The organism is Virgibacillus sp. LDC1, from assembly GCF_025792345.1.
GTDB classification, from domain to species: domain Bacteria; phylum Bacillota; class Bacilli; order Paenibacillales; family Paenibacillaceae; genus Paenibacillus_AQ; species Paenibacillus_AQ lautus.
Map to the genome: position 1 here is coordinate 1068274 of NZ_JAOXLZ010000001.1, position 23979 is coordinate 1092252.

32 protein-coding genes and 1 pseudogene are annotated in these 23979 nt (G+C 38.3%); 31 read left to right on the top strand and 2 right to left on the bottom strand.

The genetic code is table 11. The features are described 5' to 3' along the window. The first annotated feature begins 590 nt into the window (after positions 1 to 590). The 28 genes and pseudogenes from xerA to OHJ21_RS05175 all read left to right on the top strand — a co-directional run bounded on the left by xerA (position 591) and on the right by OHJ21_RS05175 (position 19774). Positions 591 to 1703, top strand: a complete 1113-nt coding sequence (gene xerA / locus OHJ21_RS05040) for a site-specific tyrosine recombinase/integron integrase (protein WP_486019408.1) — start codon at positions 591 to 593, stop codon at positions 1701 to 1703. A 124-nt stretch (positions 1704 to 1827) separates the two neighbouring features. Then, positions 1828 to 2163, top strand: a complete 336-nt coding sequence (locus OHJ21_RS05045) for a ribonuclease E inhibitor RraB (RefSeq protein ID WP_486019409.1) — start codon at positions 1828 to 1830, stop codon at positions 2161 to 2163. 272 nt (positions 2164 to 2435) lie between these two features. Further along, positions 2436 to 2897, top strand: a complete 462-nt coding sequence (locus OHJ21_RS05050; protein WP_486019410.1) for an NUDIX domain-containing protein — start codon at positions 2436 to 2438, stop codon at positions 2895 to 2897. A gap of 335 nt (positions 2898 to 3232) precedes the next feature. Continuing rightward, positions 3233 to 3532: a cupin gene (locus OHJ21_RS05055; protein ID WP_486019411.1), complete on the top strand. Its 300-nt coding sequence runs from the start codon at positions 3233 to 3235 to the stop codon at positions 3530 to 3532. A gap of 249 nt (positions 3533 to 3781) precedes the next feature. Then, a complete protein-coding gene (locus OHJ21_RS05060) occupies positions 3782 to 4351 on the top strand; it encodes a YdeI/OmpD-associated family protein (RefSeq protein WP_486019412.1) in 570 nt (189 codons plus the stop codon). 246 nt (positions 4352 to 4597) lie between these two features. Further along, positions 4598 to 5077, top strand: coding sequence for a DinB family protein (locus OHJ21_RS05065; RefSeq protein WP_044478964.1), 480 nt, complete (start codon positions 4598 to 4600; stop codon positions 5075 to 5077). Between the two features lie 214 nt (positions 5078 to 5291). Then, positions 5292 to 5723 carry a GNAT family N-acetyltransferase gene (locus tag OHJ21_RS05070; protein ID WP_100536609.1) on the top strand — a complete coding sequence of 144 codons (432 nt, stop codon included), beginning with the start codon at positions 5292 to 5294 and terminating at the stop codon, positions 5721 to 5723. 345 nt (positions 5724 to 6068) lie between these two features. Next, positions 6069 to 6293, top strand: coding sequence for a hypothetical protein (locus OHJ21_RS05075; protein ID WP_394056570.1), 225 nt, complete (start codon positions 6069 to 6071; stop codon positions 6291 to 6293). After that, positions 6277 to 6546: a type II toxin-antitoxin system RelE family toxin gene (locus OHJ21_RS05080; RefSeq protein ID WP_394056568.1), complete on the top strand. Its 270-nt coding sequence runs from the start codon at positions 6277 to 6279 to the stop codon at positions 6544 to 6546. The genes OHJ21_RS05075 and OHJ21_RS05080 overlap by 17 nt, the downstream gene beginning before the upstream one ends. A gap of 264 nt (positions 6547 to 6810) precedes the next feature. Next, positions 6811 to 7620, top strand: coding sequence for a DUF6602 domain-containing protein (locus tag OHJ21_RS05085; RefSeq protein WP_486019413.1), 810 nt, complete (start codon positions 6811 to 6813; stop codon positions 7618 to 7620). A 191-nt stretch (positions 7621 to 7811) separates the two neighbouring features. Next, positions 7812 to 8288, top strand: coding sequence for a hypothetical protein (locus tag OHJ21_RS05090; protein ID WP_486019414.1), 477 nt, complete (start codon positions 7812 to 7814; stop codon positions 8286 to 8288). A gap of 225 nt (positions 8289 to 8513) precedes the next feature. Beyond that, on the top strand, positions 8514 to 8879 hold the full coding sequence (locus tag OHJ21_RS05095) for a hypothetical protein (protein WP_486019415.1): 366 nt from the start codon (positions 8514 to 8516) through the stop codon (positions 8877 to 8879). 323 nt (positions 8880 to 9202) lie between these two features. Continuing rightward, positions 9203 to 9817 (top strand): hypothetical protein, encoded by a 615-nt coding sequence (locus tag OHJ21_RS05100; RefSeq protein WP_341174323.1) that lies wholly within the window; start codon positions 9203 to 9205, stop codon positions 9815 to 9817. A 151-nt stretch (positions 9818 to 9968) separates the two neighbouring features. After that, entirely contained in the window at positions 9969 to 10436 is a 468-nt protein-coding gene (locus OHJ21_RS05105; protein ID WP_486019416.1) for a GNAT family N-acetyltransferase, read from the top strand. A 287-nt stretch (positions 10437 to 10723) separates the two neighbouring features. Next, positions 10724 to 11143, top strand: coding sequence for a hypothetical protein (locus tag OHJ21_RS05110; protein ID WP_486019417.1), 420 nt, complete (start codon positions 10724 to 10726; stop codon positions 11141 to 11143). A gap of 284 nt (positions 11144 to 11427) precedes the next feature. Then, complete coding sequence (locus OHJ21_RS05115; RefSeq protein ID WP_486019418.1) at positions 11428 to 11973, top strand: dihydrofolate reductase family protein; 546 nt, start codon at positions 11428 to 11430, stop codon at positions 11971 to 11973. Positions 11974 to 12405: 432 nt separating this feature from the next. Next, positions 12406 to 13176 (top strand): nucleotidyltransferase domain-containing protein, encoded by a 771-nt coding sequence (locus OHJ21_RS05120; protein WP_486019420.1) that lies wholly within the window; start codon positions 12406 to 12408, stop codon positions 13174 to 13176. Positions 13177 to 13412: 236 nt separating this feature from the next. Continuing rightward, complete coding sequence (locus tag OHJ21_RS05125) at positions 13413 to 13667, top strand: hypothetical protein (RefSeq protein ID WP_243390632.1); 255 nt, start codon at positions 13413 to 13415, stop codon at positions 13665 to 13667. Between the two features lie 274 nt (positions 13668 to 13941). Then, a complete protein-coding gene (locus OHJ21_RS05130) occupies positions 13942 to 14604 on the top strand; it encodes a lysozyme inhibitor LprI family protein (protein ID WP_486019421.1) in 663 nt (220 codons plus the stop codon). 222 nt (positions 14605 to 14826) lie between these two features. Beyond that, positions 14827 to 15345, top strand: a complete 519-nt coding sequence (locus tag OHJ21_RS05135) for a DUF3885 domain-containing protein (protein ID WP_486019422.1) — start codon at positions 14827 to 14829, stop codon at positions 15343 to 15345. 32 nt (positions 15346 to 15377) lie between these two features. Then, complete coding sequence (locus tag OHJ21_RS05140; RefSeq protein ID WP_486020995.1) at positions 15378 to 15488, top strand: hypothetical protein; 111 nt, start codon at positions 15378 to 15380, stop codon at positions 15486 to 15488. A gap of 349 nt (positions 15489 to 15837) precedes the next feature. After that, positions 15838 to 15932: pseudogene (gene comI / locus OHJ21_RS05145) on the top strand (competence inhibitor ComI). Positions 15933 to 16369: 437 nt separating this feature from the next. Next, positions 16370 to 16876 (top strand): P-loop nucleotide/nucleoside kinase family protein, encoded by a 507-nt coding sequence (locus OHJ21_RS05150; protein ID WP_100536621.1) that lies wholly within the window; start codon positions 16370 to 16372, stop codon positions 16874 to 16876. 9 nt (positions 16877 to 16885) lie between these two features. Continuing rightward, entirely contained in the window at positions 16886 to 17053 is a 168-nt protein-coding gene (locus OHJ21_RS05155; protein WP_486019423.1) for a hypothetical protein, read from the top strand. A gap of 110 nt (positions 17054 to 17163) precedes the next feature. Next, on the top strand, positions 17164 to 17616 hold the full coding sequence (locus OHJ21_RS05160) for a VOC family protein (protein WP_486019424.1): 453 nt from the start codon (positions 17164 to 17166) through the stop codon (positions 17614 to 17616). A 416-nt stretch (positions 17617 to 18032) separates the two neighbouring features. Beyond that, complete coding sequence (locus OHJ21_RS05165; RefSeq protein WP_486019425.1) at positions 18033 to 18488, top strand: YdcF family protein; 456 nt, start codon at positions 18033 to 18035, stop codon at positions 18486 to 18488. A 216-nt stretch (positions 18489 to 18704) separates the two neighbouring features. Further along, positions 18705 to 19271 carry a hypothetical protein gene (locus tag OHJ21_RS05170; protein WP_486019426.1) on the top strand — a complete coding sequence of 189 codons (567 nt, stop codon included), beginning with the start codon at positions 18705 to 18707 and terminating at the stop codon, positions 19269 to 19271. 293 nt (positions 19272 to 19564) lie between these two features. Next, on the top strand, positions 19565 to 19774 hold the full coding sequence (locus OHJ21_RS05175) for a GNAT family N-acetyltransferase (protein ID WP_243390633.1): 210 nt from the start codon (positions 19565 to 19567) through the stop codon (positions 19772 to 19774). An 82-nt stretch (positions 19775 to 19856) separates the two neighbouring features. Here the strand turns inward: OHJ21_RS05175 and OHJ21_RS05180 are convergent, their stop codons facing one another. Next, the gene (locus OHJ21_RS05180; RefSeq protein ID WP_394056547.1) at positions 19857 to 20726 is read right to left on the bottom strand and encodes a stalk domain-containing protein; all 870 of its coding nucleotides are present in this window, start codon (positions 20724 to 20726) and stop codon (positions 19857 to 19859) included. A gap of 411 nt (positions 20727 to 21137) precedes the next feature. Next, positions 21138 to 21371, bottom strand: a complete 234-nt coding sequence (locus tag OHJ21_RS05185) for a helix-turn-helix domain-containing protein (RefSeq protein ID WP_481856485.1) — start codon at positions 21369 to 21371, stop codon at positions 21138 to 21140. Positions 21372 to 21441: 70 nt separating this feature from the next. Here OHJ21_RS05185 and OHJ21_RS05190 point away from each other — a divergent pair, with 70 nt between their 5' ends. The 3 genes from OHJ21_RS05190 (at position 21442) to OHJ21_RS05200 (ending at position 23849) form a co-directional block, all read left to right on the top strand. Beyond that, the gene (locus OHJ21_RS05190) at positions 21442 to 21567 is read left to right on the top strand and encodes a DUF6809 family protein (protein ID WP_486019427.1); all 126 of its coding nucleotides are present in this window, start codon (positions 21442 to 21444) and stop codon (positions 21565 to 21567) included. Continuing rightward, positions 21564 to 21722: a DUF6809 family protein gene (locus tag OHJ21_RS05195; protein ID WP_486019428.1), complete on the top strand. Its 159-nt coding sequence runs from the start codon at positions 21564 to 21566 to the stop codon at positions 21720 to 21722. Before OHJ21_RS05190 ends, OHJ21_RS05195 begins: the two co-directional genes overlap by 4 nt. 594 nt (positions 21723 to 22316) lie before the next feature. Further along, the gene (locus OHJ21_RS05200) at positions 22317 to 23849 is read left to right on the top strand and encodes a PucR family transcriptional regulator (protein WP_486019429.1); all 1533 of its coding nucleotides are present in this window, start codon (positions 22317 to 22319) and stop codon (positions 23847 to 23849) included. Positions 23850 to 23979 lie beyond the last annotated feature (130 nt).

Here is a 23979-nt window from a genome sequence, read left to right on the forward strand (position 1 = left end):
TAGTGCATACTCCACTATACAGCCTGTTTACATAACGCTGCTACAAGTCTAATAGTTTGCTTTCTTGGGACATTAGTCACCGATATTATATTTAATTCCACGAGTATTTACATCCAAGTATAATCTAAGAATCGCCACCAAACTCAGATGGTTATATATCTTAAGAGTCAAATGTTCCAGCTTATTGGATAGAAGTAAGGCGCGTTGACGGTACTGGTGCATTCGTAGCAAAAGATAATGTGAGTTACTCGGAAGAGGCGTGAAACATCAAGACCGATTCGCTACGCTACTCGTCATCATGTTACACACGAAGTGCAGTACGAAGATTTCGCTTGCACTACATTTTCGTGCTTGAAGTAAGGTGAGAAATGAAGTAGCCATGGCTGCCTTGATTATGGTTTAATCTATTTAATGGCTATAAGAATTTTAAACCCTAAGCGTAATATTACTGAATTGAATGCGGCTAGATTATAAAGGGTGATGGATAGCACCGAAAGTATCGGGAGCTTACAACGTCGATTGCGGCGATTGTGAGTTCTTTTTGCTTTCCAATAATTAGGTTACTGCTATAATGAGAGGGTGGGAACGACGTGGGTATATGGGTGTCTCGAAATGATGAAGGTTCCTTATATGTTCGTTTTAAGTATGATGAACAAATGGTGATGAAGATTCGAGAAATTTCAGGAAGGAAATGGGTCCGTGATAAAAAGGTCTGGATGATTCCATTTACGCCCGAATCCATTCAACAGTTGTATACACTTTTTGAAGGAACGGAGATTCATGTTGATAGCATGTTGATGAAAGAGTGCAGCTTGTTCAACAATGAAGTTCACATACAGGATCACATTCCAATCTATTCATGGAATGAGTCGATAAAAAGGTCTTTCGTTCATGCACTGCAGCTTCGAGGTTATAGTAAAAAAACGATAAAAGCTTATTGTAGTCAAGTCCATCGATTTCATGCTTTTGTACAGCAGCAAAATAATGGGATGGACCACGAGAAAATGATTCAGAGTTATTCATTACACTTACTCCATAGGAAATGTTCCCATTCCTATGTTAATCAAGCGCTCAGCGCGATCAAATTCTATGCTCAAAAAGTATTATTGCTTGAGGAAACAGTCTCTTATGTTCGCCCCAAGAAAGAAAAGAAGTTGCCGAATGTGTTATCGATGAACGAAGTGATGTTGATCTTAAAAGCACTCCAAAATTTGAAACATCGTGCGATCCTATACCTTACCTATTCTTCAGGATTACGGGTAGGGGAAGTGGTCCGGTTGAAAATTCAAGACATTGATTTCGAGCGAAAAACACTTCGAGTTTCTCAAGGCAAAGGTCGAAAGGATCATCTTACGCTATTCTCCGATACAGCTATGGATATGGTTCGACCGTATTTACAACAAGAAAAGCCTGAGAAGTGGATGTTCCCAGGTCAACACCCAGAGCGCCATATGACTGAACGAACGGTTCAAAAAGTGTTCGAACAAGCACGTGCTGCTTCTGGAATCCAGAAAAAGGTTAGTATTCACGCTTTGCGCCATTCATTCGCTACACATCTATTGGAAGGTGGAATTGACATTCGCTTCATTCAAGAGTTGCTCGGTCATCAAAGTGTACGCACCACCGAAAGGTACACACATGTGAGTGTGAAGGACATAAGAAGAATTAAAAGTCCGTTAGATCAATTGGAAGAGGAGTCGTAAACTTGGATGTTGAAAATGTGTTCACGAAGTTCATAAACACCTCAAGAGATGATATTTTTGCGAAGTTCGTGAAAAAGACGTTATACGCAATAACTGAAGATTAAATTCTATAAGGAGAACTTAAATGAAATACATAAGTATCATGTTTGTATTATTAATCATTTTGAGTGGATGCAAAGCTGAGAAAACAAATATTAAATCAAATAAACCTATGATTATTGAACAATATTTTTACTCTACAGAAGAGGAAGAACTAAAAAAGCTAGCAGATAAATTAATAACAGAAGGATATCAAATAAATGATTTTAGATCATATGAACATGAAGGGAAAAATGAATGGTACTTTTATTCAAGCAAAGAAATAAATGAAGATGAAATAAATAATGAAGACATTAAAAGTGAAAAATATGCGAAAGAATATAGCGTTGGGTATGACGGACATGGTTTCCCGATTGAATAAGAATAAAGACTAATTATGAAATGTATAAGTCAGTCAATGAAGTCAGTTACTGCGTATAACATTATATTCACGCATCGGAGCCTGGCGGCTCCTCGGTCCGCGAGAAGCGATCGGCAGAGAAGTGGATTCAGCGGACACATCCGCACCGACTAACCGCATCGCGGCCGGCTGCTGATGCAGCCTTAAGTCGGTGGGACGTCGTGAATACGGGAACGTTATATGAAAACTTGTAAAATAGTTAGAAAAAATTATAAACCCGGGGGAATTCGAAGATGCCATCGGAAAAGCATGAAAAGTACCATGTACTAGCAAGAGGTGTTATTTTGTCGGAGAAGTATATTTTAGTTGCTCATTGTATCGGAATGGATAATACATTTCTACCTGGTGGTCACGTAGAGTTTCGAGAAGGAATAAGGACAACTTTAACTAGAGAAATATTAGAGGAACTTGGCTTAGAAAGTGAAGTAAAGGAATATCTAGGTGCTGTGGAAGCAGATTTCGATCTTGAAGAAATATACCATCAAGAGATTAACCATTTATTTAAAACCGGTATACCAACAATAAATCATTTGCGAAATCCTGAATCGAAAGAAAAGCATTTAGAATTCTATTGGATACATATTGATGAGATGGAAGCGAATAATCTTCAACCTTATCCAGTAAGAACTATAATACAAAATTATATCAATCAAGAGTCAGGATCCTATTTTGAAAGCACTTTTAAAGACGTTTAAGATATTGTGGAAGAAATTTCGATGAAGAGCAAGTCTTCGTATAACATAATATTCACGCACGGGACTAACGCTCCTGGTCTGCAAGATGCAATTACGCGGAGGAAGATTCAGCAGACAACCCTGCACTGGCTAAGTCCATCGGACCCGGCGCTGTGCGCCTTAAGCCAGTGAGGGTTCGTGAATACACAGACGTTAGATGAAATCTCCAAAATGGTAAAAATACACAAAACATTAATAATTATAGAAACAAGAATGGGGCATAAAATCATGAAATCTATAACTTCGGTAGTGAGACAGGAAAGAAGATTGAAGCCTTTAATAGTAAAAACTTGATGATGACAAAAATTTTAAAGGAAACTAAAGACACTCACGTTGGATGTATGTACATTGAAGGAAATGGAATCATTGGTCTTCATCAAGCGACCGTACCGCAATTGTTCTTAGTCGTGTGTGGAGAAGGAATCGTTAAGGGTAAAGAGGATAAAGAATTTCTTATTAGAGCAGGATGTGCAGCCTACTGGGAAACAGAAGAATGGCATGAAACAAAAACAGAAACAGGCTTAACTGCTATTGTTATTGAAGGTATATCTTTGGAGTTAATGATGAAAGAGGAAGAATGGTTGAAAACCAATTAAATTATATGTAAGCATTTCGGAGAAGTGGCGACAACATCTAACATTGCATTACCACAGCGGTCGCTACACTCCCTTGGTCACCAAGAAGAAGTATCGTTGAAGTTAATTCAGGTGACACATCCAACCGGCTAAGTGGCAGTGCCACACGGACCTACGGTCCTTAAGCCGCTTGGACGTCGGTAATGCGCGAACGTTATAAGAAATCCACGCAAAATAATTAAAAACGACAATTATATGAGGTGCTGGAAGATGAATAAATTTAAGATTAATTATGTTCCCCAGCCAGATTTTTCATCGTGCGATGAAGCGTGCTTAGCAATGGTAGCACAAATTCCTATTGAGGAAGCAATGGCTGTGATGAGAGGAAAGGAAGGTTCAGGGACTTCAGATTTTTATAAAGCTCTAAAAAAATATAAGATTGATTACTTGAGTTGGCGTCATATTAATACGATTGATGAACTTCCACCACTTTGCGTAATACTCGTTAACTTTCCGACATATACACATAGTGTGCTCTACTACGATGGAACTTATTATGATCCGGAATTTGGTGTATTTGAGTCGAAGTACGAACCTAATGGGGAAATTACGCATTTTATGGAGCTTTACATTGATGAAATCTATAAGAACAAAGAAATAATAGTAAAAATTCCACAAGATTTTAAAGAAGCATTTGAGAAAGATAAAGTAGCATACGAGCTTTTTCAGAACTTATCGTATCCAGAAAGATCAAAATTCATATATGGAATAAGCCACTTTAAAAACCCAGAGACAAGAAGAAAGAACATAGAGAAGAGATTGACAGACCTTAAGAAGTAAGTGCTGCGGGATCAGCGCCGAAGGCGGGGACATCTTATAACGAAGTATCTACGCTGCGGGCATACGCCCTTGGTTCGCGAGATGAGGTAGGCAGTGGAGTAAGTTCAGCTCACAACCCTGCGAGGCTAAGTCCGTCGGCCCGTTCGCTGCGCTCCCTTAAGCCTCTCGGGTTCGCAGATACAAGAGACGTTATGTGAAAGTTCGGTAGTTCTAAATAAAAATCTGAAAGATTTAAGGGGCGAAGCCATGAAAAGTCTCATTTTGTATAACTGGGAAGTTCGGGATGAATATATAAAAGCTTTTAGTAGCTTGTCAAAAGAGGAATTGTTTAAAGACCGAAATGCAGGGCTTGGGACGATTATAAAGACATTATTGCATATTATAGATGTTGAATATAGCTGGATCAGGGCAATGAATAAAAAGCCAGATATTTCGATAAATTTAGATGAATACAAGGATCTTCCAGAAGTTTTAGAATTATCTAATCAGTTAAGAGTTGAAATCAAAGAATATATAAATCAATGGAACGATAACTTGGAGAATGACAGGGTAGAACCTTCTTGGATGGAAGAATCATTTAGAAAAGGCGAAATCTTTAGACATATATTGGTTCATGAAGTTCATCATATTGGACAATTATCAATTTGGGCAAGGGAATTAGGAATAGAACCAATCAGTTCAAATTTTATAGGAAGAGACATTTTTAATAAATTGAAGAACATGTAAGCAACTCAAGGAGACCGAACCTTCACATAACAATGCATTCACGCGGCGGGCCTTACGGCCCTGGGTCGCCAGAGGCATTTCGGGGAGTGGATTCAGGCGACAACCTTGCGAACCTAACCGCGTCGCGGCCGCCCCCGTTGGGGGCTTAAGGTTCTCGGGTTCGTGAATACAAGAACGTTATGTGAAATCAGCCTAAATACAGAGGAGAATGTGAATGATAATTCGTGAAGCTGAAACAAATGACACCGAAGCTATTGAACGACTATATAAAGAGCTGCTTCCAAACAACACAAAAATAAAAGTGTTGGAAGATAGAATAGAAGAAATTAAACAAAATCCTAATAGTTTCTTGTTCATTTGCGAAGTAGACCAAGAGATCGTTGCAACTGCACATCTGCATCTATGTTTAGATGCGTTGATAGAGTCACAACCTTTTGGGGTTGTAGAACGTGTAATTGTATCTGGAAACAGACAAGGTCAAGGTTATGGATCGCTCATTATGAAGCATATTGAAGATCTGTGTATTTCAAGGGATTGTGTTAAGGTCTTTTTAACCAGCGGAGCTTCGAGGAAGCAAGCACACGAGTTCTATACAAAGTTAGGTTATGACGGTGATTCGAGTAAAGCCTTTAAGAAGTACTTATAAGTTTTGAAAGTTTTTCGAAGATGAGGCAGACATCACATAACACCATATTCCCGCAGTGGGGCGTTCGCCCCTTGGTCCGCCAAGAGCGAAGGGATTTCACTACGGAGCGAATTCAGAGGTACAGGGAAGCGTTGGCGGACAACCCTGCGAACCTAACCGCGCGGCGGCCGGCCCTTCGGGCCTTAAGGTTCTCGGGTTCGGGAATACATAAACGTTATAAGAAATTGGCGTAAGAGCGGATTTGTGAAGGCTAATACTTCGATGTAGTATAAAAAAAGCAATGTCTGGAGCATCCTTATATATTGGCGTATAATAAGAATGATTAAATAAAAGGGGGTACAGTTGATGAGTGTCCCGAATGATGAACTGGAAAACATATTAGAAAACTTAAATGATAAGAATAAGATTGTCGCAAAGAGCTTTTTATCATGGTTACTTGAGAAACAGCTTGATGAGGAAGATGACTGTTTGACTCCAGAAGATATTCAGGCGATAGAACAGGGACGCCTTGAGTTTCAAAATGGTCAGACTAAATCCTTGGAGGACCTAAAACGTGAACTTGAAATATAAAGCCACATTTTCAAGTGAAGCAGAAAAGAGCCTAGGGAAAATAGACCGAACCATCGCAAGAAGAATCTTTGTAGCCCTTGAGCAATTATGTAATGACCCATTTAACAACCCGAATACGAAGAAAATGAAGGGTAAAGAAGGCAACATCTATAGATTACGGGTGGGGAATTACCGAATAATCTATGAGGTTCTTAATAATGAATTAATCGTTTTTGTAGTTCGTATAGGACCTAGAGGAGACATATATAAATAACATCAGAGCCCTAGCAATAAAGTTAGGGCTATTTTTGTTTGAAAATGGTTATGTAAGATGTTCAAGAAGACGCCAACATCTTATAACAATACATTTCTGCTTCGTCGCTGACGCTCCTTGGTCGCCAAAAGTATGCCAGAGAAGTAGAATCGGGCGACACATCCAATCGGCTAAGTCTAACGACCCGGCACTTTGTGCCTTAAGCCGCTTGGACGTCAGAAATGCGGGAACGTTATGCGAAATTGAATATGCATAGGAGGAAAAATGCCAAATTACTTAGAGTACCAAAGGTCAATTTCAAATGAATTTAAAGCATATGAAAATCGAGTAAGAAATTTAATTGATGATGCAAATTGGGGGGAAGAGGGAAGATATAAAGAGATTATTCTAATAAATTATTTAAAAAGAATTCTTCCAAAAAATCTTTCTGTAGTGACTGGCTTTGTTAGAAATAGGGATTTAATTTCCAGACAAATAGATATCATTATTTATGAGAATTGCATACCACCAATTTTCTCAGAAGGAGATTTCATTATAACAACGCCAGAAAATGTTGTCGGGATTATCGAAGTAAAAAGTACTATTACAACTGGCAATCTATTAGATATCATAGATAAGGCTAATGGAAATGGATTGATTATTTCTGGTGATCGTAATATCTCAATATTCAATGGGATATTTTCTTATAGTATCAATCAAAGAAACGATAGCTTTATAAATGCATTAAATAGATTCGACATGAAGAAATTAGTAGAGAAGAAACATTGGAATGAAATTTTACCAAGCAGATTAAGTAGCTGTGTAAATCAGATTTCTTTAGGTGAAAACACATTTATAAAACTATGGCCACATAAAATGAATTCTGATGGATCATTCTATGCTGAGTATTCTCTTTATGATTTATATGATGGATTAGGAATATCTTATTTTCTATCTAATCTTCAAGAGTTCATACTTCGCAGACAATTGAATAACTATACTAATCCTCTTGAAGAACATTATCAATCAATCTATTACCCAATATCTGAGGGGAAAGAAGTTTATAAAATGGGGAGTATACAACAAAATTATTAAGTCAACATCGCATAACAAAATATTCACGCACGGGGCATTCGCCCCTGGTCTGCTGGAAGAATTACGAAGAAGAAAATTCAGCAGACAACCCTGCACTGGCTAAGATAAGAGCTATCTAAGCCAGTGAGGGTTCGTGAATACAAAACGTTAGGCGAAATATCCGCAGTAATAAATCTTTAAGGACTGATTCGATGGAAATATCAAATAATAAAATCAATGAAATTCTTAAGAAAGAGCATTATCTCAAATATCATGATAAATCTGAATTAATTGATGTAGTATGGCCAGACTTTGTGGAGGTAGAAGGTTGCATTGTAATAAAGAAAAACACTGAAAATAATGTGGAAATTAATATTGAACATATTATTCACCAGTTTGGGGATCGAACTGGATTTGAAGCAAGTGAAAGTCATGTTCATATGATAGATATATCAATTACCTTTAAAAAACATCCTTTAGAAGGATTAAATTTTGCAAAGAAGCTATTAGAAATGTGGTCCACTAAACTAAAAATTGATTTTCCAGAGTATGAATTTATCCTTATCTTAACTTATCATGATGATGATACAATTTTACGTTTTCATAGATTAAGAGAATCAGAAGAGACTTGGATAAACATTAATAATATAGAAGAGTTTGAAGAAGGGATCATTATTAGGAAAGTGTAGTCGAAGAAGGCAGATACCTCGCCTAACATAGTATCTACGCTGCGGGCTTTGCCCTTGGTTCGCAAGAGGTATTAAGCAAAGGGGTGTACTCAGCGAACAACTCTACGAGGCTAAGTCCGTTGGACCCGGCGCGGTGCGCCTTAAGCCTCTCGGATTCGTAGATACAACAACGTTATCCGAAACCTCCGATTAGCAAAGGAATAACCTTAATTAAAGGAGGCTTACATGAAGCTAATACAATTATTAAGTATAGTAGTTATAATTATCCTTTCAGGTTGCAATGCAGATAATAATAAAACTTACCATTCGTCAATTCCATCGTCTTTCTTTTCTGACGTTGAGGGAAAGTATTATATCACGGCAATTGGTACCACTGATGAACAAAATCTTGAATTTCAAGAAGTGTTTGACCAAAACATAAGGATTCTTAGTGGTTATTATCAAACCGGAAATCCAGATGATAAGGAACTACAAATGTTAAACATTGATGATGTACCAAAGTACATTGTTTTTGATACAGAAAAAGAATTATATCGAACAGACAATTTAAATGAACTTAATCAATTTCTTTCGAATCAAAGAACAAAATAATAATCAAATTCAAAAGAACGAAAAGGATACTCAAGAATTAAAATTAAAAATGAATAAAGACGATAAAGGACGAATTGTGTAAGTATATCAAAGAAGTCGGAGGCATCGGATAACAAAGTATTCACGCATCGGGCCATTCGACCCTCGGTCCGGCAGGAGTTAGAAGTGGAATCGGCGAGGCATTTCAGCTGCAGGGAAGTGAATTCAGCCGGACACATCCGCACCGACTAACCGCATCGCGGCCGGCTCCTGGCGGAGCCTTAAGTCGGTGGGACGTCGTGAATACGGGAACGTTATCGGAAATTCCTTAAAGGAGAGACATTATGGAAACATTGATAAGAAATCTGATTTATTCATCAATACAAAATTTTTTTCAGAATGAGAACGACTTTTTTGAGTATACAAGTCAAACAGGCATGACAGAATGGAATTTAACCCATCATGTCTCTAATGAACTCAGTAAGTATATTTTTTGGCTTAATCATGAATTGGATGTAACAAAATTAGAGTACAAACGAAAGAGGCCTGATGTTATTTTTCACAAACGAGCGAGCAATCGTTTTAATTTCCTTGTAGTAGAAGCTAAAAAAAATCGTAGAGATAAACAAAGAGATATACAAAAAATTGAAGAACATTGGATGAGCAAAACTCTTAATTACCGATTTGGAGCATACATTAATATTTGGGGCCCTAACCAGTTTAAAGCGTTTTTGATAGTGCAAGAATTTGATGGATTTAAAGAGATAGAAATCACTAAAAATAATAGTGAATATATATCACTTCACATATTAGGAGAGCAATTTAAGAATCATATTAGAAAAACCTTTCATGAAGTAAATGAAGAATCGACGGGTGAATTTTTAGAGAAAAACTTAGAGAAAAAACTAGATAATGAAATTTTAAAATTGTTTTCATTAGCAAATCGGAACATCCGATAACATAATATTCACGCTGCGGACATTCGTCCTTGGTCCGGCAGTCGCCAGACACCCAGCATGCGCTGGGTCGTGAATACAGGAACGTTATAGGAAATCAGCGCTACTACATATAGTGAATCTAGGAAAATTATGATGATAAGGAGCATGATGCATGAATATTGAACTGGTTAGAGCGCAAGTAGCTGATGCTCAGAAGATATGGAGTATGCAGAAAGAAGCTTTTGATGAGCTTTTAAAGAAGTATCAAGATTTTGATACTAATCCAGCAAATGAGTCATTAGAGAAAGTAAAATATCGTTTAGAACAAGATGATACATATTACTATTTTATTCGAATAAATGACGAAGTTATTGGAGCAGTGAGAGTTGTTGATAAAAATGATAGTAGTAATAAAAAGATCAGTCCCATATTCATACTTCCGAGGTTTCAAAATAATGGATACGGGCAGTTTGCAATGAAATCAGTAGAAGAAATTCATGGTAAACATGGTTGGGAATTAGCTACGGTTTTACAAGAGTCTAGAGATTGTTACTTTTATGAAAAAATGGGATATAGCCGTACAGGAGCACAAACAATAATCAACGAAAAAATGACTATTGTGGGCTATGCAAAAAAGTGATTGTAAGAATCATTTGTGATAATTATTGAAACGACGCCTGGAAAACTCCTTCATTAGATATGTGAAAATCAAAGCGGGTGGGGATGGAATACTTGATTAAGTAACTCAAGAAGGCACTGTAATCCTATAACATAACATTCAACGCTTCGGCCGACTTCGTCGACCTTCGGTCCCGGAAGCAGAATGCGAGGAAGCGATTGCCGGGACACATCCACCATTGGTGGACGTCGTGAATGCGGAACGTTAAGTGAAATTGCTTGGAAGCTATATAAATGGAGGATTCCAAAATGAGTATACCATTTAGGCATTCTGCTGGGTTCGGCAAACGAATTGAATACTATTTGATAGGCTTAATGCTTAAAGAAGGTATAGATGTCTATGTCCCTTTAGTTGATGACAATGCAATTGATGCAATAATAAAAAAGGCAGATGGCAGTTATATTGAAATACAAATTAAAGCTAGATCTCTTGATGTTAAACCAGGAGATGCTGCCTTATTTGCAGCTATAACTCATAAAGATAGAAATAACTATTATTTCGTATTCTATATCGAGGAAGCAGTCTTAGATAAATCTGGGAAGAACATTGGTAAGCGATCAATTAAGTTTAATGGTTCAAAAACGGACAAAATCACTAAGGAAAGAATTGAATATGCCAAAGAAAGATATGATAAGTACCTTGTGAATGATTTTAGTAAATTCTATTAGAGTAGTCGAGGAAGAAGCAACATCACTTAACATAATATTCACGTATCGGACATACGTCCTCGGTCCGGCAGTCGCTGGACACCCAGCATGCGCTGGGTCGTGTATACAACAACGATAGACGAAATTCCTGATGAGCTGATGCAATATATTTAAATAAAATTAATTGCTACTCCTTCATACGCTTTGAAGGAGTCATTTATCAAATACAGAATTTGAAAATGAAGAATCGAATCATTAAGCTCTGACAGACGGATAGTATTGAAAGAAACTAAAGGAGAATGAAAATGAGAAAAGTAGTTGTATCTGAGTTTGTCTCGCTGGATGGCGTCATGGATAATCCGCAGTGGACGATCCAATTTCGTAGTGAGGAAACAAAGCAATTCAAGTTCAATGAACTGAAAGCAAGCGACGCTCTTCTGCTTGGACGTGAAACATATGTTGAATTTGCAGCGGCTTGGCCTAATATGATTGAGCAAGAAGGGGAATATGGCCGGATGATGAACGGTTACCCCAAGCACGTGATTTCAACAACCCTGGAAAAAGTGGAATGGAACAATTCATCGCTGATCAAGGGCAATATCACGGAGGAAATATCCAAGCTGAAGCAGCAGCCTGGTAAGGATATCTTGGTATTTGGCAGTTGTGCGCTCGTTCAAACACTGATCAAGTTTGACCTCGTCGACGAATATCGGCTCATGGTTTTCCCAGTTGTGCTTGGAAACGGAAAGCGTCTCTTTGGAGAAGGGATCGATAAGATAGTGTTGAAACTGGCGGAAACAAAGACATTCGGTTCAGGCGTAGTTGTTCTGACTTATCTTCCGGATAGATAAGATTGATCAGGAAATCAACTACGAGGTTGCGGGAAAACTGTCTTTCGGCAACATTATGTGGTGCTGACGGTCTGAAGATTAATTCCAGTTACTTACTTGAACTGTATAGATATTCATATAAATAGGCGTCAGGGAAGTTCGCCTGATGGTCCTTTTGAGTTGGAGGATATCCGAAGTATTGTATTGTCATTCAAGAAGTCAGGTCTTCGTCTAACATCATATTAACGCTTCGGGCCATACGGCCCTCGGTCCGGCAGGAGTTAGAAGTGGATTCGGGGAAGGATTTTCAGTAGCGGGGAAGAAGATTCAGCCGGACACATCCGCACCGACTAACCGCATCGCGACCGGCTCCTGAGGGAGCCTTAAGTCGGTGGGACGTCGTGAATACAATATCGTTAGCCGAAAGAAGTTCTTAGTTTAGGAGGAGTCTATATGATATTAAAAAAAGTTATAAATAGAATTGTAATACAAAGTGAATATAAGGGTTTTGTTGATAAGTATATAGATAATATACTTACCGAATTTAAAGGTAAGATTCATAGCATCTATATGTGTGGCTCGATTCCAAAAGGAACTGCTAAACCTTTTAAGTCAGATGCAGATTTTACTATTGTATGTGTAAATCCCAAAGATATTGATTACGAAAGATTGTCAAATATTAATGACAGTCTTTTGAAAGAATATCCAGTATTAACTAAGATTGATACGACAATTTGCTCGATTGACGATTTATTAAGTAAACCGAATGAGTGGGGTTTTTGGGTTAAGATAATTTGTGTTTGTATATATGGTCATGACGTTGGTGAAAAAGTACCACCGATAATTATTTCTCCAGAGTTCATTTTAGACTTAAATACAGAGACGAAGGAGGAAGTAGATCGTATACATAGTTTACTTACTAATGCTAGTGATAACACAATGAAAATTAGATATATTAAAGGTTACTCTAAGAGATTAATTCGTGCATTATACTCTTTGGTTTTAGAAGATACAGGCGTATGGCAAGATGACATTATTAAGATGAAGAATGCCATATTAAACTATTGTGAGATTGACTCCGCTTTAGTTGATTATCTGTATGCTTGTTACTTGGATAGTAATAATGTACTTGTTGAAGAGTTTCTGGGAATTGCAGATGAAGTATATAGCTATTTTGAGAACGCGTTAAATGCAATGGCTGCTTCCAGAACTTCCTTCGACTAACACCATATTGACGCTCCGGGTCACTCTGAGAAGCGAGTGACCACATCCAGCCCCCTAAGCCCGTCGGGACGTCACTGCTTTAGGTGTTCGGCAAGCCTCACAACTATAAGCATCGACTCTAAGGGGCCAGGACGTCGTCAATACAAAACGTTATATGAAAGATTGGCAAATAAATAATCAAATCAAAGAAAGACGGTAATTCTATGGCATTCTGTATCGAATTCAAATTACTTAAAATGAATGATACAAAAGCAATATATGTATATGGGGATTGTTCGGAAAATTTTGAGGGGATATTTGAACTAGATTTAGAAAAATTAATATCTGGCGAGATTCCAGGTGATACAAACATGAGCCAAGTAGTGAAAGTAATTAAACCATGCTTAAGTGATGGAGATTATCAGCATAAAGCAAACAGGGCATTTAGTAAGATCTACAAACACTATAAAGAGACAAGAACTTATTTATTAGATGGTGGCTATTATTCGTAGATTAAACCGACTAACAAAACGTATAAAAACATTAATTGTTGAAGTAAATCAAGAAGGCCGATCAATCATATAACAATGTGTTCACGCATCGGCAGACGAGCTGCCTCGGTCCCAGATGATAAGTCGGAGAAGTCGTTGCCGGGACACATCTGCACCGACTAACCGCATCGCGGCCGCTCCCGATGATCGCTTAAGTCGGTGGGACGTAGTGGATACAGTAACGTTATGCGCCATTACCGGTAAATATTAAAGATAATATTTAAGGAGATAATTTATGAAAGGTAAGATACTCTTATTATTTTTTATTACGATAGTGTTGTCATCTTGTCAAAATATTAGTCAATCGACTACCATGAACAGCGAAACTAAATCAATAATGAATTCTGAACTGCCTCCTGATGTAGTGAGTACGGGTAATGGAACAGAATCGAAAGAAATAACTGAAGGTCGATCAGATTCTTCTAACAATGAAGTGTTATCCATGAGCATTGGGAACTATGATTTGACTGGAGAATTTTATGATGAAATGCTTCGAAATCCTATAGATCATGATTATGAAGTGGAATTTAATGAATTTCAAAATTCCAAAGAGTTTTCAACATTTGGATGGGGGGCGTTGGAAAGCAAATATACAGAGATTTGGGATAAAGAGTTGAACCAAATATATAAAAAGCTTCTTTCTAAGTTGGATAGAGAACCAAGAGAAGCACTAATTGAATCGCAGAAAGAATGGTTACAGTATCACTTAAGGGAAACAAAATTTGTAGAGAAGACATTTATTAATAACGGTTACCTTGGATCACAAGGATCGGTAAGCCTAGCCACGGTTATAATGGAGAGAATAAGGGAAAGAACAATGCAATTATTTGAATATCGATATTTGCTAGATGGTGAAGTTGAGTTTTTATACCAAAGCAAATTAGAGTTGGAATCTTGATCAAAGGTATTCAAGTGATGCTTCGAAGACAGTAGCGGTGCAATAACAATGTATTCAAGCTGCGGGGCTACCACCCCTTGGTTGTCAGATGTATAATCATGAAAGAACACTCAGACAACAAACGACCCAGCCTAAGATAAGAGCTATCTAAGGCTGGGTCGTTTCGTGAATACAAGAACGTTATATGCAATGGCTGGAAACCCGAATTAAAGGAGAAATCAAATGACATTTGATAAATTTATTAATGATTATTTTCCTAATCTGATTGTGAGACCGCCGCTACTTTATAATTGGAATACTGGTATTCGATTTGAACTTGGTGATCCACATTTATATGATCTGGATGTAAGTCATTACATGGAACAGGTCTATAGTAGAACAACAGAATTATTTAGAGCACTGTTCATGAAAGATGATGATATCTTTATTGTTACCAATGCCATTTTCGCTTATAGATATAAATATCAGGTTAAGAAGTTGAAACTTTATAGTAGATACATTAGAAACAAACAGGTATTAAAGAATTTAAAACTGACTATAATTCCTGATATTTATGCTGAAGATGATGAAGAGCCTAACGAAGAAAATAATACGTACCGATATATTATAAATTGTAAAGTAAGCGATGTAGACAACTTAAGTTTACTCAAAGCTATCTGCAATCAAGATGTAGGAATAAAACCTTCAATACATCATGATGTTTTTTTCATCAATATTAACAAAGTATTAACAAAGGTTTGATTTTTCATATTTATGATGATCGTGGATGTGATGTGATTTCAAGCTCAATTTTACAGTTAAAGGATATATACATTAAGTTCAATGAATGGATCCTAGACTATGATAGAGAAGAAATAAAGAAGATATTTGAAGGAAAACTCTAGAAGCTAGCCACAGCATATAACACAATGTTCACACTTCGGGCCGTTCGGCCCTCGGTCCGCAGAAGTTAGATGTGATTCGAGAGGTATTTCAGTAACGGGGAAGCATACTCAACCGGACACTTCCGCACTGACTAAGCGCATCGCGCCCGCCCTTGTGGCTTAAGGTGGTGGGACGTCGTGAATACAACAACGTTATATGCAAGGGCAGCCAATTGTATTAAATCCATATTTAGAATCGAAAAACCAAACTCATAATAAGAACGCTTGTACGCAGATGTAAATAAAGGTAAAATATAACTACAATTGAATCTTGGGCGGTCATGGTTTCCCTTCGAAAGGAGGTGAAGCCATGGAAGTGAAAGATACACTAACGATATGTTCCTATTTGGATCATTCATTCTTGCACTTTTAACTTACATTAATAATAATAACAAGAGAAAGTAAAAACCCACCCTAAGGTTGACCGCCGAAGGTGGGTTTCCGATCGTAAATGACTAAGAAGGGATTACCCATCCAAGCCAATTGTATGGACCAAGTGTTAACGCACTTGGTCTTTATTAAATATATAATACCATACTTGAAAAGAATCAAAGAACTAATTGAGTTAGAAAACATTGTTGAAGAGGCATATAGACTGATATTGAAAGTTATTCGAAGATGGCATCCCCATCACATAATATCGTCTCTACGCTCCGGGCCGTTCGGCCCTTGGTTCGCGAGAAGTGGTAGTCAGAGAAGCTGAATCAGTTCACAACCCTGCGAGGCTAAGTCCGTTGGACCCGGCGCGGCGCGCCTTAAGCCTCTCGGATTCGTCGATACACAAGCGTCATAAGAAATCAGCGCAAATACAAAAAAATTAAAATCGAAAGGAGATGAGGTTATTGCTTTATATATTTAGTGGACTGCCGGGTAGCGGTAAGACCACATTATCATCAGCTTTAGCACGAGAAATAAGTGCTACGTATCTTCGGGTCGATGTCGTGGAGCAGGCTATGCGGGATTCGGGAAAGAGAATCGAAGGACCTGAGGGCTACATTGTGTGTTATGCAATTGCATCGCAGAATCTCCAATTGGGCCTAGACGTGATTGCAGACACAGTTAACCCCATTCAGATTACGCGCCATGCATGGCGCAACGTGGCGGATTCTCTTGGAACTCCTTATGTGGAAATAGAAGTGATTTGCTCTGACGATAATGAACATAGGCATCGAATTGAAACCCGTGCAGCCGATATTCCAGGCTTTGTTCTTCCGACATGGGAGCAGGTCAGAAATCGAGAGTATGATGTTTGGGACCAAGATCGCATAGTCATAGATACAGCCCATCAAACTGTGGAAGAAAGCTTAAATACATTATTTAAACAATTAGAAGATAGAGTGAAATCTTGAAAAAATTAAATGAAATATTGTTGGCATCTCAAAGAAGGCAAGTACATCTTATATCATTATATTCACGCGGCGGGCCGGCTGACGCCGTCCCTGGGTCCGCCCGAAGCATTCGAGGAAGTGGATCAGACTGGACAAACCTGCGAACCTAATCGCGCGCGGCCGTCCCGTTGGGCTTAAGGTTCTCGGGTTCATGAATACGGGAACGTTATGTACCCGAAAACCCATTCTTTAATGAAATAATCTTGAACATAATCAGGTGAGAAATTTGTACACGAGGAGAAAAAACTATGGAAAATAATAAATTACTAAGAATGGACAATATCGGCATCGTTGTAGAATCCCTTGATGACGCAATTTCTTTCTTCGAGGAGATTGGCTTGAACCTCGAAGGGCGAAACACTGTCGAAGGTGAATGGGCTGGTCGCGTAACCGGACTAGGTTCTCAGTGTGTAGAGATTGCTATGATGGTAACCCCGGATGGCCACAGCCGACTTGAACTTTCGCGATTTCTCACTCCACCTACGATATCAGATCACCGGACGGCTCCTGTAAACTCCCTTGGTTATCTACGCGTCATGTTCACAGTTCAAAACATTGACGAGATGGTATCCAGACTTACTAAGCATGGTGCTCAGCTCGTTGGCGAAGTGGTTCAGTACGAAGATTCGTATCGGCTCTGCTACATTCGTGGAACCGAAGGACTTCTAATCGGTTTGGCGGAACAACTCGGTAACAAATAAGCAGCTGCAAATGACGTTTCATAATTATAAAAGCCTTTACTGAAATATACATGGCTGGAGTATAAATTGAAACAGATAAGCAGTGTGAAAGTAACTCGAAGAAGCCAATTACGTCATATAATACCCGATTCACGCTGCGAGGCTGTCGCCCCTTGGTCCTCCCGAGGGTTTTCGAAGAAGTGAATCAGGCGGACAACCCTGCACTGTCTAACGGGTTCGCGGCCGTTCCCTTCGGTCACTTAAGGCAGTGAGGGGGCGTAAATGCAAGAACGTTATATGAAAGGAATGCATATTTGGAGGTGTCACCTTGAAGCAATATCCTTTTGATTGCATTACTCAACTAGTATTTGTAAAAGAAGAAGAGCTTTTTACCGGCAGATGTCATCCTTGTTCCCGGAGGAAGTCATACAAAGCCGATGAAGATTGCATGTGATTTATATAAATCTGGATTAGCACCATATATACTTCCATCCGGTGGTCATAATCCTAAGTTAGCAATCACTGAATGGGAATTTCAAAGAGACATTGGTTTGTCACTTGGAATTCCTAAAGAGGCAATTCTTAAAGAGGATCAAGCTAAGAACACATTCGATAATGCAAGAAACTCATGGCAAGTCTTAAAAGAACATAACATTAGTGTCACTCGAGCTATTATAGTTTGTAAATCATTTTTCTCAAGACGTGCATTAATGACTTATCAAACAGTATTCCCGTCAGATATCGTTTTCCAAGTAAAGCAAGATGATTTTAGAATAAGCAAGAATAACTGGTTTTTAAATGACCAAGGTATCAAGTATGTATTAACAGAAGCTGAGAAAATTACTAAATACTTTGGTCATCACATACCAAACTGGGTAAAGAAATTGTCTTAAACTCGAAGAAGGCATTCCCATCATAAAAGACTCATTCAAGCTGGGTGCCAGAAAGCTGCCCCATGGCGCCGAGAGGCATTTCGAGGAAGTGGAACCAGGCGACAACCTGCACCGACTAAGCGCATCGCGGCCGCTCCCGTTGGTCTCTTAAGTCGGTTGGACGTCGTGAATACTGAAAAGTTATCGGAAATTTCCCATGAAAGAGGTTTTTAGTTCGTGGAAACAAGAGTAGAAAAATATAAAAAAAGAAAAAAAGAATTGCAAAAGCAAATTTTAGGTATACCTAGAATGCTATTTTTCCTGATTATCAGCCTTTTTGCATATATGATTTCAATCTTATTATGGACAAAGTCACTTAGTGGAACTGTTTATTACGATTTGCTGGATACTATTATTACAATAAATTTAATGGCTGTTGGTTTATTTATGGGTCTTTGTTATATGAATTTAAAGTTTTTTATTGTCTTAGTGAAGTCATTATTAAAGATAATGTTTACGGTTTGGATTGTAATAATTGTTCAATTTTCTTCAATGGAACAGCTCGAACAGAATGTCTGGATCATTCTTTCAGCATTCTTTTTTGTATACTTAGAGGTTCTAATAGATATTAATGATTGTTTATTTCAGGTGAAGGATGATTTTAAAGTGCCGAAGTTTAAATTTTTAACATCTACCTTTTTAAAAGATAATTCTATATCAATATCAATTTTGTTTCTAAGTATTATTAATGGAGTTTTGTCTTTCTTTATTATAGATGTATTAGATAAGATAAAGGCATTTTAGGGTGATTCGAGGAAGCGGGAAACTCCCGATAACATTATATCCACGCTTCGGAGCCTGACGGCTCCTCGATCCGCCCGAAGGGGATTGGAAAGGAAGTGGATTCAGGCGGACACATCCGCACCGACTAACCGCATCGCATCCAACCCAGGCGGGTCCTTAAGTCGGTGGGACGTCGGTAATACAGTAACGTTATATGAATTTACCGTAAATCTAATAAATAACTAAAGGAATAAACCAAAAAAAGGGTGTAGTTTATAGTGATTTATCCGAATATTGAAACCGAAAGACTGTTCATGAGAGAACTAAATTTAGATGATGTTGAAGCAGTTTATAAACATTTTTCATTTCCAGAAGTAACAAGATTTATGGACATTGAGGTATGTAAAGATTTGCGAGAGGCAGAGGAGATTATTGCTTTCCATATACACGATTCAGGCTGTAGATATGGGTTATTTAATAAAGAGAATAATGAACGTATCGGGACATGCGGTTTTCATTGCTAGTCAACAGAGAATCAAGAAACGAAAGCTGGAATAATCAAAGCCCACTCAAAGAAAAATCCCACTGGTTAAGTGGGAAGGTAAATCAGAAGTAAGTATAACCGAAATCATGGCTTTCAGTTATCGTTTTGTTTTGTTTTATCGTTACTTCTTTAAGTTTATACTTCTGCAATTTCAGATGGTTCTCAAGGATTTCCATGGTTTCATGATCAAATATCTTACTAAATTGAGCATAATCATAACTATCGACTGTCATGTCGCTATTTGTGTTGTTGGAATAAATATATAAAAAATATTTACCAGCTGGTACATCGTCGATATTATAGTAACCATTGCCATCCACAACTGCTGTATGAATATTGTTGTTGTCTTCTTCAGTTTGTTTGTTGGTTAATGCAAAAAAAGGACTATTTATTTTGTTGTTCGTGGTTGTTGGGATAAGCGCCACTTTAGCACCGATATCCGGTTTTGTTCCAATGTACTGATTGTACTGCCAGGTGATTGAGCCCTTGATGTTACCAGTTTCCGTTGGAGAGTAGTTACCGAAACTAAAAATTTTATCTTCTTTGGACACTTTGAATTCCTTACCAGTTATTGCCGTGAAGAATTGCGTGGATACCATAGTCTTACCTTTACTTGAGAAAGCAGGGTAAGTAGTTTGTTTTTTCTTTCCATTTAGGGTGTATGTCTTATCATTCAATTTGAATTTAATAGTATTTTCATTTTTCTTAACCGTATAATTCTTTGCTTTTGCATCATATGAGTATGTAATTCCAGATGACTCTGCAAGAGCTTTGATATCTAAATAATTTACTTTGTTTTTTTCTATTACTTCTGCATTAACAAGTATTCCATCTAAAAATACTTGAAACTTAGATGCTGCATGTCCAGTTGCAGGGAAGACCAAGCAAAGCAATAATACGAAACTTAAAAAATGATACAACTTCTTCTTCATGTTTATAAACCCCCGTAGGTTAAATTTGACAATTACAATAGTAACATATTCACCCGACTGAGTATATAGTCTTATATGGCTTGACGTGTTGAGTAGGTATAATTGCACATATCGAATAATAGGGAATTAACTGATGGCTATTTTTTATACTGCAGATACATATTTCTGTCATAAAAATGTTTAGTTATTTGAGTTGAGGGCTATGACTCCAGATAACACTGTATCTACGCTGCGGTCTTTGCCCTTGGTTCTCAATATGTAGTGAGCATAGGAGAAGACTCAGCGAACAACCCTGCGAGGCTAAGTCCGTCGGACCCGGCGCTTTCGCCTTAAGCCTCTCGGGTTCGTAGATACAAAAACGTTAAGCGAAAATCAACGAAAGTTGTATTAAGAATCATATTGACGCTTATTTCAATCAGTAGGGTAAGCCTTCTTGATGTTGGTTCTGTTCAGAAGATAGTCCGTACTGGTTTGATGGAAATCGGCAAGTTTAATTAGTATTGCCGTAGGGATGTCAACTTCACCGCGTTCATAATTGCTGTAGATACGTTGACAACAGTTTAGATAAGCAGCAATTTGTGACTGCGTCAAGTCTTTATCTTCGCGTAGGCTTCGGATTCTTTGGTACATGCCTAACACCTCCATAACCAAGATAATCTAGCGAGTTATTCGCTAAAATATTCTGTGATTAACTTATTGGAGGGAGAGGTAGGGAATGAACAGTATATTGGAGCAATTATATTTTGGAGAAATTAAACCTGAAGAAATGATTGTGCCAAAGAATCTTGAGTACAGATCTATAAATAACGAAATTTCCAACTCGAAGAATCACCTTAGATGAAGCTATCACAAAATGATATGGAACTTCTTGAAAAAACATTTGATTTACTTAACAGATCTGTCTCAATATATTCAACAGAAGTTTTCATCTATGGTTTTAAAATGGGTGCTCAAATGATTACTGAAGTGTTTGCTAATAGAGAATTGTCTAATTGATATTTATAAACATTTAAAGTTTGTATGAAGGGTATTTTTTAGTTCATGGATATAGTTGTTCAAAGAGGTCGTTGATTTCAGTTAACAATCCATTCACGCTGCGGCACGCCCTTTGGTTGTCAGATGTATAATCAATCATGGAAGAAGCTCAGCAACACTCGACCCGGCCTAAGATAAGTGCTATCTAAGGCTGGGTCATTTCGTGAATACAGGAACGTTATAAGAAATCCTTAACAGGAGATGAATATGGGTACGAGTCGAATGGGACTCAGCATCTTAGTAGGCCAGGCCGAGTATGCAAAAAATTTCATCGTTGGCCAAGGAACTTACTTGTTTGGTTACTTTTCATAGCGAGGGTTATACTAATATATAATGAAGGCTATCTTAGGCTGCTTCGTTATGCCGCCATCATAGCCTGGTTTTAACAAGCTCTTACGAAGAGAAGCTCCTTCTGGATGAAAAAAAATCTATAATAGATATAAATTATGTTCAGATTGAACAATAGGAGCAGCATGAATCGAACAAAAAAGTGGTGGTTGAATTGGGGTAACCGTTAAAGATTTACTGCAGCTGCCTTCATTTCGAGGAGCTCAGGTGGTCACTGGAACAAGCAGGCTTCATCAGACCGTCTCCTCTTTATCTGTGTTAGAGGTGGCGGATGTCAATTTCTTCTCGCAAATTATTCAAACCGTTCAAGAAGAGTGGTATGCCGAAGAAATGGTCATTAGCTCTTTTTATTCCATTAAGGACAGCGTGGAGCAGCAATGCAAAACGGTGCAATATTTGCATGACCTTGGAGAAGTGGGATTGATTTTGTACTATGTTGGCATTGTCATGCCAGATATAGCCGATGAAGTGCTCGAGCTGGCCGAATCTCTGAATTTTATTATCATTTGCATGCCGAGAAACGATTACTCTCTTAGGTATAATGAAGTCATTTATGAAGTCATGGAGGCAATCGTAAGCAATCAGAATGTGAATGAGCATTTCGTGAATGAATCACTGGAAAAGGTCTCGCTGCTGCCGGAACATTTGCGGAGCGTGGAAATTACCCTTAAACTGCTGTCGGACCGGATGAAAGCGAACATCGTTCTGACAAACAGCAACCTGGATATCATCAATCGTGTCATGTGGCCGCGTAATTCATCACTCGATGTTGCGAGTCTAATCCGGTCCATGGCGCCTTCCATTTTGAACGGTAGAGTGGGAGAAGGAGAAGAGCTGGATTCGTCCTGCTTTGTTGAATACAAACGTGTTCACCAAAAAAACGGGGAGGTCCTCTACCTGTTTCTCATTAAAGAGAATACGAAGCTGCCTCCGAAGACGATGGATCAAATCAGCGAGGTGGTGCAGGTGGCCATTAATTTGTGGGGAGACAAGCATAACGAGGTCAGCGAATACGCTTTGGTTAAAGCCATCGTGAATGATGAAAGCGAAAAAATGCGCAGATTGGCCAGTTTGCTCTATATTGACGTTTCCGCCATCCAAATGATGTGGCTTGTTTACATTCGGGATTTGTCGGAGGAAAGAAGGATAAGGGAAGACTTAAAAGCGCATCTCTCGCAATATTATAAAACCGCGGTCATTCAAACGATCGATCACTGCGTTGTCGTGTTGCTAGGGAATTGTTCATATAAATACAATGAGTTTGAAATCGCAGCCGAATATATCGAAACCACGAGTCACACCGCCGAAATATCAAGCATCGTTTATTCTCCAAGGATGCGGAATACACAGGACGTACGCCGAATGTACCAACTCGTCAACGGTGTCTCTAAAGAGGTTCACCGCATCTATCATAACCGCAAACTATTTACCGCGGCTGAAGTCCGTTCCATGAAACGGGCCATAGACCTCAGTAAACAAGGGGAAGAAATCACGGAAGAATGTTTGTCCGTCATCGAGCCGATTATGGACGACCCTGACGCATTGAAAACCCTGATGACTTTTCTTCTGGATGCGAAGGGGAATATGGATGACTGCAGCAAGCTGTTGTTCGTCCACAAAAATACGGTGAAATATCGCATTAAAAAAATTTGTGAGCTCATCGGATATGATGTGACCATAAACTCGGAATCGTACGATGTTTATACCGCCTGCATGGTCTACCGTCTCATCCATAATTAAAAAGTTCCGATGTTTTGTCCAATCAGACAAAAACATCGGATTTTTTTTTGTTTTCTGAAAAAGACGCTGACCACCTTCATCTTTTACAATAAGGAAAAAGTATTCGAATAATCAGCATCCCGAGTTTGTC